Below are 15,317 nucleotides of genomic sequence, written 5' to 3'. Positions count from 1 at the left end.
TAGCATATAATATATTTGGAGGTACGAAATATGTTGAACCAGTTGACAGAATATCGAATTCAAAATGGGAAACTCATTGTTTCAACCGATATTATAAAGTTTTCACAGCCACCAGTATATGAAGTGATACGTCTTTTGGATGGTGTTCCGATGTTCTTTGAAGGGCACATGGAGAGGATGACTCAATCGCTAGAAATGATTGGAGAAAGCCAAGTGGTTTCTCCAATATCGATTTTAGAAGGACTAAACACCTTAGTATCCAAAACGAATATAAAAGATAACAATATTAGAATTGAAATAGGGAGAGATGAAGAACAGCAGTTTATATGGACGCTTTTTTTTGTGATTTCTTATTACCCCACGACAGACGAATATCAAATTGGTGTTAAAACGATATCACATCAGGTTGAGCGCATTAATCCTCACGCCAAAATTTTCAGAAGTGAATTTACTGAGAAAATCAATCGATTAAAGAAGGAACATAATGCTTTTGAAGTGATCTTGATAAATTCTGAGGGTTATGTTACAGAGGGGAGCCGGTCTAACTTATTTTTTGTTAAAGAAAATTGCGTTTATTCTGCAAAAACAAAAGATGTTTTAGAGGGCATTACACGAAAGAAAATTTTGAAGGTGATTGAAGTAATAGGCGTAAAAAATATAGAGATGAATATTTCTTATGAAAATTTAGCTACATTTGATGCTTGTTTTTTATCTGGTACGTCTATCAATATTTTGCCAATAGCTTCAATTGATAACATAAACTATGCTTCATCAGAACATCCCTTATTAACTCAGATTTTAGAGGCACTAAAAAGTGCTGTAAAAAATGATATAGAAACTACGAGGAGGTTATTATGACTAAGGTACATGAAAGATTTTTAAAATACGTTGCTTTCGATACAGAATCAGATCCAGAATCTGAAACTTGTCCTTCAACAGAAAAACAATTGAATTTGGCTAACTACTTGATAGCAGAAATGAAAGCTATTGGGATAGAGGGTGTAGAACTAGATGAAAACGGGTATGTGTATGGTTATATAAGTGGTAATGCACCGGGACCAAAACTTGCTTTTATTGCTCATATGGATACATCTCCAGATATGTCTGGTGCAGATGTAAAAGCTAAAATCGTAGAAAAATATGATGGCGGTGAAATTGTACTTAATGAATCATTACAAATTAAGATGTCACCAAAAGAATTTGAACATCTAGAACATTATATTGGAAATGATCTAATTGTAACAGATGGTACAACTTTACTCGGTGCTGACAATAAAGCTGGAATTGCAGAAATTTTAACAATGGCAGAATATCTGATTACACATCCAGACATTAAGCATAGTGAGATTAAAATTGCTTTTACGCCAGACGAAGAAGTTGGCCGAGGCGCTAATTTATTTAACCTTGAGAAATTAAATGCAGATTTTGGTTATACGGTTGATGGTGGTGAACTTGGTGAAGTTGAGTACGAAAACTTCAATGCGGCAACTGCAAAAATCAAAATCCATGGTACCAATATTCACCCGGGCTCTGCAAAAGGCAAGATGAAAAATGCGATTCTCATAGGGATGGAATTGCATGCGATGTTACCAACATTTGATAATCCAGCATATACGGAAGCTTATGAAGGATTTAACCATCTTAATGATATCAATGGCTCGGTAGAATTAACTAGCATGCTCTATATCATTAGAGATCATGATATGACGAAATTTGAAGCAAAAAAGAAGATTTTCAAAGAAATTGAGACGTTTTTAAATGCTAAGTATGGCAATGGAACTGTTGAAATTGAAATTGTTGATTCATATTACAACATGAAGGAAAAAATATTGCCTTATTTCCATTTGATTGAAAATGCAATACAAGCTATGGAAAACTTGGAAATTAAACCGATTGTTGTACCAGTTAGAGGTGGAACAGATGGTGCTAGACTTTCATATATGGGGCTACCATGTCCAAATGTTTGTACTGGGGGCCATAATTTTCATGGTAAATTTGAGTATATTCCTGTACAGTCAATGGAAAAAACAGTTGATATACTAGTTGAAATAGTTAAGCTTTATGTTGGAAAGTAGTGGACGACATATACAGCTAAAATTTGATGAACTGTAATTAATAAAAAAGAGCAGTGGGTACCATTCTAATTGTTAAAGAATTGGTACCACTGCTCTTTTTAAAAATAACGTATTAATTAATATCTTTCATCATCTTCATCTCTGTCATCACTTTCTACAGGATCAGATTTTCTTAACATAAATAGACCAACAGCAATAAGTCCAACAAAAAGTATCAAATCATAATTGAGGTTGATAAAATTTTCAACTAAAAAAACGAGAGAAATAGCTGAAAGGACAAAACCTGTTCGGTAATTACTTCTTGGTCTATGGCCATAGTATGCCATCTGTAAGAAACCAATTGCTGGTCCTAAAATATAAAGGGGCCATAATTTTCCTTGAATACCCCAAGTCGTAAAATTGCCTAGTAAAAAAAACAAACCATATGTGAGAAAAGTCGCGCCTGTTAACAAGTTTCTACCACTTGCTGAACCAGCAAAATAATCTCTTTCAGCTTTCGCACCAATATAAACTAAAATGAGTGGCCAAAAATCCCAAAAGCTAAAATGAATAATATGATAATAATCTAGTACTAAAATTCCTCCGGCTATTACTAATAGAATGCCTAGTAGCTTGTTCCTTGACTCGTTCATATAAACCTCCAAAGTATAAGTTCAAATCATTATTTAACTAAAGTATAAAGGATAAAGGTTAAATTCGCGTTAGAACAGAATTAGAAAGCCTTAAAAGGGGGATGAGTTGTTGACTTTTTAAGGTGATTTGATTATAATTAGAACAATATGAAAATGAAATTCTGTGAAAATGAGGAGTAGTTGCTGGAAGTTATAAGAGAGGTGGATTCAAGGCTGTAAGATCTACCAAATGAAAGGCAATGAAGGTCGCATTTGAGAAAGTCTGTTAAAGCAATTTAAGGATTAAATTGTGTGTAGGTAGATTCGGTGAGCACCGTTATATGCATTGAGGTGTCATCTCACATGAGATGGAATTAGGGTGGTATCGCGGATCATTCGTCCCTTTAAGACGGATGTTTTTTTTATTTTTTGTAAGCATAATAATGTTTAAGTAATTATATTTTGGGAGGAAATTATGCAAAGTAAGTACAATCCAAAGGAATTTGAAGATCGAATTTATGAGAATTGGTTGGCGAAGAAAAGCTTTAGTGCTAAAGTCAATCCAGATAAAAAACCATATACAATAGTTTTGCCACCCCCAAATATAACGGGTCAACTTCATATGGGGCATGCATTAGATCAGACACTTCAAGATGTGCTAATTCGCTGGAAGAGACTCCAAGGATATGAAGCACTTTGGCTTCCAGGAACTGATCATGCAAGTATAGCAACTGAAGTAAAAGTGCTTAAGTCAATTGAAGAGAAAGAAGGTCTAACTAAAGATGAACTTGGAAGAGATGAGTTCTTAAAAAGAGCATGGAAGTGGCGAGATGAGTATGGCCGTATCATCGTCAATCAAATGCAAAAGTTAGGTTCTAGCTGTGATTGGGATAAAGAAAGATTTACCATGGACGAAGGCTGTAATCAAGCTGTAACCGAAGTCTTTGTACGTCTTTATGATAAAGGCTTAATCTATCGAGGCAATCGTCTCATTAACTGGTGTCCAGATTGTAAGACGACTTTATCTGATGCAGAAGTAGAGCACGAAGAAAAACCAGGTGCATTTTGGCATGTAAAATATCCTGTGGTTGGATCAGATGAGTTTTTAGAAATTGCGACGACAAGACCAGAAACGATGGTTGCTGATACCGGTGTAGCAGTTCACCCAGAAGATGATAGATATAAACATTTAATTGGTAAGAAATGTTTATTACCACTGTTTAATAGAGAAATTCCGATTATAGCAGATGACTATGTAGAAATGGACTTTGGAACAGGCGCACTTAAGGTTACACCAGCACATGATCCAAACGATTTTGAAATTGGTATGCGACATAATTTGGAACAAATAAACGGCATGAATGAAGATGCTACTATGAATGAAAACGCTGGTAAATACCAAGGTATGGATCGTTTTACTTGTAGAAAAGAAATTGTTAAAGACTTAGAAGCTGAAGGCTACTTAGTAAAAATAAAGGAACATCCACATAATGTTGGTACATGCTATAGATGTAGTACGATTATTGAACCAAGAGTATCAGATCAATGGTTTGTACAGATGGCGCCTTTGGCAGGTCCAGCTATTGACGTAGTTGAAAAAGAAGAAATGCATATTATTCCAGATCGTTTTACTAAAGTATATATGAACTGGCTAGAAAACATTAGAGATTGGTGTATCTCAAGACAACTATGGTGGGGACATCGAATCCCAGCTTACTACTGTGAGTCTTGTCCTGAGATCGTTGTTGCAAAAGAGATGCCTGATGTTTGCCCTAGTTGTGGAGGGACTCATTTTAGACAAGATGAAGATGTACTTGATACTTGGTTCAGTTCTGCGCTTTGGCCTTTCTCTACGTTAGGTTGGCCGAATCAGACACCTGAGCTCGATTACTTTTATCCAACCAATGTACTGGTAACGGGATATGATATTATTTTCTTCTGGGTAATTAGAATGGTCTTTTCTGGTCTTGATTCTATGGGTGAGAAACCATTTGATGATGTATTTATCCATGGTCTTGTTAGAGATGCAAATGGCAAAAAGATGAGTAAATCGCTTGGAAATGGCGTTGACCCTCTTGATGTTATCGATCAGTTTGGAGCAGATGCTCTAAGATTTATGCTTGCAACGGGCAATAGCCCTGGTAATGATCTGAAGTTCCAAGTGGAAAGAGTAGAATCTTCTAGAAATTTTGCAAACAAACTTTGGAATGCTTCTAGATTTGTGATTATGGGTCTTGAAGGAGAATTACCTGAACTTGATGGTACTGAAAAACTCACACTTTCTGATCAATGGATTTTATCTAGACTTGAAACGATGATTGCTGAAATTACAGCAGCACTTGATAAATATGAACTTGGAATCGCAGCGAACAAGATCTATGAGTTTACATGGAATGAGTATTGTGACTGGTATATAGAACTTGCGAAGAAAAGACTTTATGGAGAAGATCTTGAGGCAAAACAAACTGTACAGAAAGTACTTGTTAAAGTTCTTAAAGATATTCTTAGACTTTTACATCCTTTTATGCCATTTATTACTGAAGAAATTTGGAGTTTCATGCCTAATATCACAGGACTTTTAGTAACTGATCAATGGCCAAAAGAAGAGAAGGCTTATCATAATGAAACTGCAGTTGGACAAATGAACCTAATCATGGATGCGATTAGAAATTTAAGAAATGTTCGTGCTGAAATGGATGTTGTACCATCAAGAAAAGCAAAATGTATGATTCTTGCTTCTGATGAAAGTGTTGCAAAGATTTTATTAGAGCAGTCAGAATATTTAATAACACTTGCTTCATGTTCTGAGGTTATTGTTGTTGCTGATAAAAATGAAGTGCCTGAAGATTCTGTTTCAGCAGTTATATATGGCGCAGAGCTTTATTTGCCACTTGATGACTTAATTGATTTTGAGAAAGAGATGGAGCGATTAACCAAGGAAAGAACAAAACTCGAAAAAGAAGTTGAAAGGGTAATTAGCAAATTAAACAATCCTGGTTTTGTAAACAAAGCGCCAGCACAGTTGCTAGAAGAAGAACGTCAAAAGGAAACTAAATATCAAGAAATGTTAATGACAGTTAATGCTAGAATTGAAAGTATATCTACGAAAATAAAGTAGACAATTGAGGTATGCGATGACATATGAAGAAGCACTAGCTTTTATACACGGAACGTATAAGTTTGGCAGTAAACTTGGACTCGATAATATCAAAAACTTGTTAGAGAGACTTGATTCGCCACAGCTAAAATTAAAATTTATTCATGTAGCGGGGACCAATGGGAAAGGATCTACGAGTTCTTTTATCCATTCTGTGTTGGTAAAATCGGGATATAAAACTGGGCTGTATACTTCGCCTTTTATAGAGACATTCAATGAACGTATCAGAGTTAATCATACTTTAATCACAGCAGATGAACTTGCTAAGTTTACTTTGGAAGTTAAAGTACAGATAGATAATATGGTTGCTGAAGGCTTCAATCATCCTACGGAGTTTGAAGTTGTTACCGCAATTGCTATGCTTTATTATGTGTATCATCAATGTGATGTAGTGGTACTAGAAGTTGGTTTAGGGGGAAGATTAGACGCAACAAATGTAATTGAAACTCCGTTAGTATCTGTAATTACACCGCTTGCTATTGACCATACTGAATACCTTGGAGATACAATCGAAGCAATTGCACTTGAAAAAGCAGGTATTATTAAAAAAGGTGGGATAACAGTCAGTTATCCCCAAACCCAAACTGCTCTAGAGGTGATTAAGAGCAAATGTGCTGAAATGAATAATCAATTGCTAACAGTAGATTTTTCGAGTTTGTCAGTTATAGATGCAGCCCTCGGTAATCTTGAGTTTGAATTTGAAGATAAAAAGTTTTCACTTTCTTTATTTGCACCTTATCAAGCTGAGAATGCATCTGTTGCCATCAAGACAATAGAAGTACTTGTTGAACGTTTTGGTTTTGAAATTAACGGTGAAGCATTAAAAGAAGGTCTTAAGATGACAAAGTGGATTGGAAGGATGGAGATTCTATCTGATGATCCCTTTGTCATCATTGATGGCGCTCATAATTTGCATGGCATTAGAGGTCTTGTAAATAGTCTAAAGATCATTAAGAAAGATTATAAAGTAGTAGGACTTGTGGGGATTTTAAAAGATAAAGATATAGACGGTATGATTAGCGAAGTAGCACCGTTTCTAGATGCAGTTATTATTACTCGTCCTGATAATCCAAGAGCATTGTCTTCTGATGCATTGAAAGTAGCCTTCGAAAATCAAGGCGTGACTGTGATTTTTAATTCAGAAAGTATTCAGGAAGCCATCAAGAAATTATATGAAGTACATCATAATTCTGATGAAAAGGTACTTTATTTAGGATTTGGTTCACTCTATATGATTGGTGAAGTAAGAACTGCAGTTTTAAAAGCGTTATAAAATATAAAAAACACGCAATTTGAGGCGATCCCTTAACAGGAAAGCCACTCATTTTGCGTGTTTTATTTTTATGGTTTAGTGACTGGAAAAGCAAAAGCTCGTATAGCGACACTAGCGTTTGGACGAATTTCAGTAAGGTCTACAAAGTTTGTTTCAGATCCAATAAAACCTTGTCCAGGTGCAGCGAAAACATTGTAACTGATTCCTGGGTACGGTGCTTCAATAGGTAGTATGAAATTTTGTTTACCTTCATACTTAACAGCAACCCAAAACTTTTCATCTTTTATAAGTGGTAGACCAACGGGGAGCGTTAAGGTGTGATAACCTTTTTCAAGCAGTTTGGTTTCATATATGGGACTTTGATCAAGTGACATTGGAAATTTTGAATTGCCAGTATATATTGAAATGTGAATATTTTCCTCATTATTATATATGCCAACTTGAGTTAATATGCTATCTGATTTAGCTGTAAAATTATTGATACCAGTTACAAGTGGTGCATCATTAAAATTTTCATAATGTGTTACGCCAGTTGTATCATAATAGTAGCTTTCTTTGGAGGGGGAATAATCAGTTATGGGGCTTATTTTATCTATTGCATAGACATATTCTTTAATATGCACGTCTTCATAAGAAACATAAAAGAAACCATTATCACCCCAACTGTTTCCAAAGCTGTTCTGTGCAATAAAAGCACCGTCTTTGGTAGGAGATTCAGTGAAATTTAATTTGCTATATTGATCATCCCAACCAACAAGTACCAGTTCATGTGTTCTTCCTTTTTTATCATTGCTATTAAAGTAGGCGTTAGTCGTTTGGTTGTAAACAGCTTCATCACTTTCATTTAAATAGATAGAAGTTAAAACCGCACCATTTTCTATTATATTTTCCTTCATTTTATTGATATTATTATTAAACTCAAGATACTCATCTAACTGATAAGGAACTTGATCTAGAACGGACTCGCTACCTGCTCGGGTAGCACTTTCGATAACTGGACCTTTTTTGTTAAGAAAGTAGATCGATGATGCTTGGAAATTACCGCCACTTGCATAAGTGGATTTAATGGGTGTATTTTCAATGAGATGTGATTCTGAAAAGTTCAAAGTTTCATGGTATTGCTTTTCAACAGCTAACTCGAATAGTGTGTTTGCTGCGAAAGCCCAACATGAAGCTGCACTCCCTTGATCTCTGACAAAATTTGACTGATCAACTTTATCATAAGTATTATAAGTGGTGGGGTATCTTTTGTTATAGGTAGTTTCTGTGAGAATCTCCAGATCGACATTGGCCTGTATCGTGATTTTAGAACGTAGTATCGGTGTGAACTCTATAGCGACATAAGGTACGTTCGCAAACTGATAGATAGGTTTTTCTGAATAAAGCGTGTATCCAGAGGCCCTAATTTGAAAACTTGATAAATTGAGGATGCTAGAGGATGATGGAGAACCAAAACTCCTTTCCGTTATCATGTTTTTTCCAATTGAAGATCTATGGGTGAGAATCACTTCGTTGTTTTCTGTTTGATGCATTGAAAAACCCAAGACTTGGGTAAACTCAGGTGTTAAAGGATAATAAATCACACCATTAATAAGAACCAGTGGATTTTTTAATGCTTGATTTGAATATGAGTTCCCCCAAATTACTATATTTCCATCTAAGATGCCTATTTTCATGGGGATATCAATTGATTCATTTGCAGATGAAATTGAAAAAGTACTAGTAATTAAAGCGAGTAATATAGCAGCTGTTATAAACCGCTTATATGCTTTTGTTAGTAGTTGCATTTAATTATCCTCCTGATATTAAAAAAATGATACAGGCTATTGCTCTGTATCATCAACAAGTTTATTTAAAATATCACCATATAGATACTGGGCTTTTTTTTCCCAATTCTCACAGATTTGTTTAGCGTGTTTATTTGAAACAACATTTACTTTAATATCCATTAAGGTATATATACCTTCTTTTACAGATAAATGAACGATGTAATCGTTATCGTCTTCTTTATAGTAGTCAGCAGTGATATTGGTCTTAATGACAAAGGACTTTTTTTTCATGTCAACGCTATCGTTGATAGTACGTCTAAGTGTTTGTGAGACACGATCAGAAAACAGTTCTAAAGTATTTCTACCGCTCTCGGTAATGATATAATAACGGTCACCTTCACTCATACTGTATTCAAGCATGGAAGTTGCTACGAGGTCGTTTAAGTATTGTTGTAAATCGAAATAGTTCATAATATCATGCTCTAAAATAAAGTCTGTTAACTGTTGATTCGTAAGTGGAACTGAGAATTGATTAAGAATATATAAAATAATTATTTTAAATTTAAGTTGCTGATCCGAGCTGATTTTCAACAGAGCGGCCTCCTCTTTGAATATGGTTACAGATGATAGTATAGCATAGAATTTAGAAATTTCAAAACGAAATTGACAACTTAGTTGGAATCATTTGTGTTAAAATAATAGTACATAGTTTGTCGTTTCAAAAAACTATTTTTAATAAGGAGGATGCTATGGGAAGTATTAAATATGAATGGATTGGAATTATCTTTTTTTTCATTATTCTAGTTTCGATTCAGTTTTCATTAAACAAAATCATCATATTATTAAAAGAATTGATTCAGATATCAAGGTCAAAAAAATAAGTATATATATTAACAGCAGCCCTTGCAGGCTGCTGTTTGTAATTTTATATCTAATTATTCGCATTTATTTTACAAGCATAGTAAAGAGGACGTAGATATAATGTGCTGAGATTCCAGCCATTAAGCCACCAACTGTATGAGAAATAATTGCTTTAGATGCCAGTTTTCTTACGTTAAGTGCATCCATCATCCCAACATGTGTACTTAAATAACCACTAAAACACATGCCCATGGCAGTAAATACAGCGACATCATTAGGTCCGATTAGGCCTTTAACAAGGAAGTCCTTTACAAGACCCATAGCAGCACCAACTGAACCGAGAGCGGTAATTGGGAAAGCTATTGCTTCTGCGCTTGTAAAACCAAATAGAGGGTCTAATATACCGCTTAGAAGTTCCCCGATTTTAGGAAATAAAGCAACACCTTCTTTTTTTGCACCAGTATAGATGGCAACACCATTGACTGTCTCTGCAGGACCAAAAGTGAATATCATAACTAGAGTACAAATTACGACAACACCAGGAATTATTGCCAGTCCAAGTTCAACACCACTTTTTCCACCTTCTAGAGTTGCATCAAGCACACGTTCAAAAAGATTACCCACTCGGACATCTCTTACTTTGTTGAAGTCCTCATAATCCATCTTTTCTCTTTTTTGTCCTTTAGGAATGTTGTAATACTTCTTGGTAAAACCTGTCATGATACGAACGCTTACAATACTACCTATTATGGCACCAAAGTTTCCAATAACAACAGGTGCAATGAACTCCGTACCATCTCCAAGACCAATCATAAAAGTACTTACAATTAATCCCATGCCAAAAGCAGTACCAAGATTACATAAGGTTGGAATTTCGTAATTTTTAAAATACTTTTTAAAACCTTTATCGTGTGCAAGGGAAATAATCGCAGGATTATCTGAGAGATAAGTTGTGATCATACCTATAGAAGCTGCACCGGGTAAACCATAGATGGGTCTGATAATTGGTGAAATAATCTTATTGATTAATGCGACAACACCAAATTCAGATAAAAGTGCAGCAAATGCACCTGCTAAAACTGCGATTGCCATAATAAAAAATACGACGTCAATCAAAAGATAGTGAGCCGTATTCATAATAGTGTTGAACATCTTGTCGACCCCCATAACCGATCCAAGATAGCTAAATACAACACCTGCAATAAAAATAAAGACAAAAGTTTCCATCGTTATTGCTTTCTTCACTTTTGTGTCGTGTTCCATGTGTAATCCCCCTTCAAGTAGTTAATTTCATTGTACTATTTCTGTGTGCAAATTCACAATATTTTCTGACATTAGGCTGATTAATTTCTTGTAATAATTGTTAATTTTTTTGAAAGTGTAAATTCACTTGAAAAACACAGGCCACTACTATAAAATATTGATAATCACTTAGTTGAAAATTGGAGGTAAAAATGGGAATTGAGAATAAGAGAAGAGAAATCTTATTATCAAAAGAAAAAATTGATGAAAGAATAGAAGCTCTAGGCAAAACATTAACAGAGGATTATAAAGATAAGAATTTACTTGTAATCTCTTTATTGAAAGGAAGCTTTATTTTTACAGCTGACCTAGTAAGAAAGATTGATTTGCCTGTTCGAATAGAATTTATGACAACATCAAGTTATGGTCACAGCGAGGAGAGTACAGGTCAACTAAAGATCGTACAAGATATTACAGCTGATGATCTTTCTGAGTTTGATGTCCTCATAGTAGATGACATTACTGACTCTGCACTTACAATGACTGGTGTTATGGCGATTTTATCAAAGCGAAATCCTAAAAGTCTTAAAGCATGCGTTTTATTAGATAAACCTTCAAGACGAAAAGTATCGTATGTACCAGATTATGTTGGATTTGAAATTCCAGATATGTTTATAGTGGGATATGGTCTTAACTATGGCGATTATTATCGTAATATTGACCATGTATTTGCTTTTGTAGACTAGTTATGGAACAACTAAGTAGCGAATAGTAAGAGGCTATCTTAATGCGATTTTATCGCGCCAAGATAGCCTCTATTAATTTTGTCATTCGGTTTATCTTAAGTCATCTAACAATTGTGTTTTGCTAATTGTTTGATCATCTTTTAATTTAATAACTTTTGCAGGTGTTCCTGCGACCACTGCACCACTAGGGACGTCTTTTGTAACCACAGACCCAGCTGCGACTACAGCGCCTTCTCCTACTCTGACACCTTCTAATACAACACAGTTAGCACCTATCAGCACATTGTCTTCAATAACAACTGGTGTTGCACTTGGTGGCTCGAGTACACCAGCGAGTACAGTTCCAGCACCAATATGACAATGATCACCAACGTATGCTCTCGCACCTAGAACGGCATTCATATCGATCATAGATGCTTTTCCAATATGTGAACCAATGTTGATCACTGCCCCCATCATGATGACGGCTTGGTCTTCAATCTCAACACGATCCCTAATTAAAGCGCCAGGTTCAATTCTTGCGTTAACTGTTGTTAGATCAAGCAGTGGAATCGCAGATAAACGGCGATCGTTTTCTAGCTCATAAAAGAGAATTTTACTTTCGTTTGTATTTAAAAACGCTTTGATATCATCAGCTTCACCAAAAGCAGTATAAAAAGGACAATCGCCAAAGAGCTTGACTGTATCGCTGTATAAAGATTCATTTACTTGGATATATGCTTTCATCGGTGTCGTTTTTGTTGCATTTTTAATAAATTTTGCTATCTCGTACGGGTTAGTTAAATCGTATTCTTGCATGATACCTCCTTGTGTTTAACTATGTGTAACGTATATTTTCAATTTAAAGTAATGAGTTTAACTTTTGTGCAACAAGATCATCCATGTTATATAAACCGGGAGTGCGGCCAACTAAGAATTTTGCAGCATCCAGTGCGCCTTTTGCAAAAACTGAACGGCTTAGTGCTGAGTGTGAAAGCGTAACTAGTTCTTCTGCACCTGCAAATAAAACTTCGTGTTCACCAACGATATTACCACCTCGAATAGAATGTACATTTATAATGGACTGGTCTTTTGAGCCATGTGCACTTCTACCAAGTTCGATTATTTTAGGATCTTGTAAGCCTTCATTTACTGCATCGGCCAGCATAATTGCTGTACCACTAGGTGCATCTAATTTTCTATTGTGATGCTTTTCAATTATTTCAATATCAAAATCATTTTCAAGCACACTAGCAGCCTGTTTGACTAGACGCATCAAAAGATTGATTGCTAAAGACATATTTCCAGATTTAAAAATTGGAATTTGAAGTTTTGCTGTTTCAATATGATCAAGCGTTTTTTCTGTCAAACCTGTTGTACATAAAACAACAGGTATTTTATGATGTTGTGCAAAGTGCAATAAATCATCTACAATGCTAGCAGTAGAAAAATCGATGATACAGTCTATAGGAAAGTCAACAGATTCAAAATTTGAAAAAACCTTAAATTGATTATTTTCTCTTTCGATCTCTACATGTCCTAATCCACCAACTATTTCTATTTCAGGAAATGCTTTTGCCTGCGCAACAACATTTTTCCCCATGGCACCAGTGATCCCGCAAATAAATAAGCGAATCATCTTGACACCTCAAGAGCTAACATCACTTTTTCCAGTTGTTTAACGGTGCTATCAAGAGCAGGTGTTAGCGGTAGCCTGACATTTCCTACTTCAAAACCAAGCATTTGTACTGCAGCTTTAATTGGTATTGGATTGACTTCAGTGAAGACCGATTGAGCCATGGGATTAATTTTGAATTGAAGCGCTTTCGCCCCCATATAATCATTGTTTAAACAGCTTGATGTTAGTTCATGAACTAACTTTGGTATAATATTGCCAACAGTAGTTATTACTCCGGCACCACCAAGAGCCATAATTGGCAGTACATGGTCGTCGTTTCCAGAATAGATATCAAATGTAGGAGGTACAAGTCTGAATAGTTCAGTAATTTGAGTGATATCTGCACTAGCTTCTTTGATGCCTACTATATTTTCAATTTCTGATAGTCTTAAAACCGTTAGAGGTAACATATTAACAGAAGTTCTCGAGGGTACATTGTACAGGATCAAAGGCAAATCTACAGCATTTGCAATTGCTTCAAAATGTAAATAAAGACCTTCTTGTGTACATTTATTGTAATAAGGCGTTACGACCAAAAGTCCATCAACACCACATTCCTTTGCGAGTATGCTGTTCTCAATAGAAGTTTTTGTGCTATTTGTACCGGTTCCTGCGATAACTGGGATGCGTTTGTTAACATACTTGACTGTCTCTGTAAAAAGAATTTTCTTTTCAGTTAGCGTCATTGTTGACGCTTCACCAGTAGTGCCACTGATAATAAGGGCATCTGTACCTTCAGCAATATGCCAATCGATTAATTGGTATAGAACTTCTAAATTTAGGGTATCTTCACTGAAGGGTGTAACTAATGCAACACCTGAACCTTTAAAAATACTCATATTAAGTTCCTTTCAATTAATGTTTCAGCGATCTGAATCGCGTTAGTAGCAGCACCTTTCCTGATATTATCTGCAACAATCCAAAGATTGATACCATTTTCAAGGCTTTCATCTCTTCTAATTCTACCTACATAAACTGGATCAGTTCCAGCAGCAGAAGCGGCAAGAGGATATATCCCGTTTGCAGGATCGTCTTGTAATACCAATCCTTTTGAACTGCTTAATAATGATTTAATTGCCTCAACTTCAAAAGGTTTTTCAAGTTCAATATTGACGGATTCGCTATGGCTATAAAAGATCGGCACACGTACAGCGGTAGCAGTAATTTTAAGTGCGTCATCTTCAAGGATTTTTTTGGTTTCATCGATCATTTTCATTTCTTCTTTTGTATAGCCATTTGATTCAAAAACATCTATCTGTGGTAAACAGTTACCAGCAATAGGATGCGCATAACAGCTTAATGGATTATTACCTTTTAAGCCTTCTTCTAAATCATAAACACCTTTAACACCAGAACCTGATACTGCTTGATAAGTAGAATAGACAATTCTTTTAATGCCAAATGCTTCATATAATGGTTTAAGCACTACCATCGCTTGTATAGTAGAGCAATTTGGATTTGCAATGATATTTTTGTGGTTTTTAAGGACGTGTGGATTTACTTCTGGTACAACAAGAGGGACATTTGGATCCATTCTCCACGCGCTTGAATTATCAATAACGACAACACCTTTTGCGGCAGCAATCGGTGCGAACTTCAAGCTGATATCTCCACCAGCAGAAAAAAGTGCAATATCAATATCTTGATCAAATGACGCTTCGGTCAATTCTTCGACAACATATTCCTTACCTTTACAGACAACGATTTCGCCAGCTGATTTTTTTGATGCAAAGCAAAAAAGTTTTTCAAATGGGAAATCTCTGTCTTCTAGTACTTTTAAAAATGTTCTTCCCACCATGCCAGTTGCACCGACTACAGCCAAGTTGATTTTTTTCATAAAAACCTCCTAAATATAATTGTTTTTTTTGTTAACAGCGCTAACCTTGAATACTTAATCCATATCATATAAAATATAATAATGATTGA

14 protein-coding genes and 1 other annotated feature are annotated in these 15,317 nt (G+C 35.3%); of the genes, 6 read left to right on the top strand and 8 right to left on the bottom strand.

Features of this window, described 5'->3' with window-relative positions; all coding sequences use genetic code 11:
- Positions 1-30 precede the first annotated feature (30 nt).
- Complete coding sequence (locus QE109_RS05525) at positions 31-858, top strand: aminotransferase class IV (RefSeq protein WP_281093417.1); 828 nt, start codon at positions 31-33, stop codon at positions 856-858.
- On the top strand, positions 855-2,075 hold the full coding sequence (pepT, locus tag QE109_RS05520; RefSeq protein ID WP_281093416.1) for a peptidase T: 1,221 nt from the start codon (positions 855-857) through the stop codon (positions 2,073-2,075). The genes QE109_RS05525 and pepT overlap by 4 nt, the downstream gene beginning before the upstream one ends.
- A 116-nt stretch (positions 2,076-2,191) precedes the next feature.
- Here the strand turns inward: pepT and QE109_RS05515 are convergent, their stop codons facing one another.
- Entirely contained in the window at positions 2,192-2,707 is a 516-nt protein-coding gene (locus QE109_RS05515) for a LiaI-LiaF-like domain-containing protein (RefSeq protein WP_281093415.1), read from the bottom strand.
- A gap of 154 nt (positions 2,708-2,861) precedes the next feature.
- Positions 2,862-3,093, top strand: a binding site (T-box leader).
- 68 nt (positions 3,094-3,161) lie between these two features.
- On the opposite strand from QE109_RS05515, the gene QE109_RS05510 reads away from it, so the two are divergent.
- Complete coding sequence (locus tag QE109_RS05510) at positions 3,162-5,804, top strand: valine--tRNA ligase (RefSeq protein ID WP_281093414.1); 2,643 nt, start codon at positions 3,162-3,164, stop codon at positions 5,802-5,804.
- 16 nt (positions 5,805-5,820) lie between these two features.
- Entirely contained in the window at positions 5,821-7,116 is a 1,296-nt protein-coding gene (locus QE109_RS05505; protein ID WP_281093413.1) for a bifunctional folylpolyglutamate synthase/dihydrofolate synthase, read from the top strand.
- 68 nt (positions 7,117-7,184) lie between these two features.
- On the opposite strand, the gene QE109_RS05500 is transcribed toward QE109_RS05505, so the two are convergent.
- Both QE109_RS05500 and QE109_RS05495 read right to left on the bottom strand, forming a co-directional pair.
- Positions 7,185-8,903 (bottom strand): C1 family peptidase, encoded by a 1,719-nt coding sequence (locus tag QE109_RS05500; RefSeq protein ID WP_281093412.1) that lies wholly within the window; start codon positions 8,901-8,903, stop codon positions 7,185-7,187.
- A gap of 36 nt (positions 8,904-8,939) precedes the next feature.
- Positions 8,940-9,476 carry a DUF4364 family protein gene (locus QE109_RS05495; protein WP_281093411.1) on the bottom strand — a complete coding sequence of 179 codons (537 nt, stop codon included), beginning with the start codon at positions 9,474-9,476 and terminating at the stop codon, positions 8,940-8,942.
- Between the two features lie 158 nt (positions 9,477-9,634).
- Here QE109_RS05495 and QE109_RS05490 point away from each other — a divergent pair, with 158 nt between their 5' ends.
- Positions 9,635-9,766 (top strand): hypothetical protein, encoded by a 132-nt coding sequence (locus QE109_RS05490; protein WP_281093410.1) that lies wholly within the window; start codon positions 9,635-9,637, stop codon positions 9,764-9,766.
- Between the two features lie 64 nt (positions 9,767-9,830).
- Here QE109_RS05490 and QE109_RS05485 read toward each other — a convergent pair whose 3' ends face one another.
- Positions 9,831-11,009 carry a CD0519/CD1768 family membrane protein gene (locus QE109_RS05485; RefSeq protein WP_281093409.1) on the bottom strand — a complete coding sequence of 393 codons (1,179 nt, stop codon included), beginning with the start codon at positions 11,007-11,009 and terminating at the stop codon, positions 9,831-9,833.
- A 197-nt stretch (positions 11,010-11,206) separates the two neighbouring features.
- Here QE109_RS05485 and hpt point away from each other — a divergent pair, with 197 nt between their 5' ends.
- Complete coding sequence (hpt, locus tag QE109_RS05480) at positions 11,207-11,734, top strand: hypoxanthine phosphoribosyltransferase (protein ID WP_342637117.1); 528 nt, start codon at positions 11,207-11,209, stop codon at positions 11,732-11,734.
- 90 nt (positions 11,735-11,824) lie between these two features.
- Here the strand turns inward: hpt and dapD are convergent, their stop codons facing one another.
- Genes dapD through QE109_RS05460 form a run of 4 tightly spaced genes read right to left on the bottom strand, consistent with a single transcriptional unit; the run spans position 11,825 to position 15,228 of the window.
- On the bottom strand, positions 11,825-12,532 hold the full coding sequence (gene dapD / locus QE109_RS05475) for a 2,3,4,5-tetrahydropyridine-2,6-dicarboxylate N-acetyltransferase (protein WP_281093407.1): 708 nt from the start codon (positions 12,530-12,532) through the stop codon (positions 11,825-11,827).
- Positions 12,533-12,575: 43 nt separating this feature from the next.
- Positions 12,576-13,352: a 4-hydroxy-tetrahydrodipicolinate reductase gene (gene dapB / locus QE109_RS05470; protein ID WP_281093406.1), complete on the bottom strand. Its 777-nt coding sequence runs from the start codon at positions 13,350-13,352 to the stop codon at positions 12,576-12,578.
- Positions 13,349-14,230, bottom strand: a complete 882-nt coding sequence (dapA, locus tag QE109_RS05465) for a 4-hydroxy-tetrahydrodipicolinate synthase (protein WP_281093405.1) — start codon at positions 14,228-14,230, stop codon at positions 13,349-13,351. Before dapA ends, dapB begins: the two co-directional genes overlap by 4 nt.
- Positions 14,227-15,228 (bottom strand): aspartate-semialdehyde dehydrogenase, encoded by a 1,002-nt coding sequence (locus QE109_RS05460; RefSeq protein WP_281093404.1) that lies wholly within the window; start codon positions 15,226-15,228, stop codon positions 14,227-14,229. The genes dapA and QE109_RS05460 overlap by 4 nt, the downstream gene beginning before the upstream one ends.
- Between the last annotated feature and the right edge of the window lie 89 nt (positions 15,229-15,317).

The organism is Fusibacter bizertensis, assembly GCF_029914245.1.
Taxonomy (GTDB): Bacteria; Bacillota; Clostridia; order Peptostreptococcales; family Acidaminobacteraceae; genus Fusibacter_C; species Fusibacter_C bizertensis.
The sequence above is the reverse complement of the archived record's forward strand: the minus strand, read 5'-3'. Positions and strand labels throughout refer to the sequence as shown.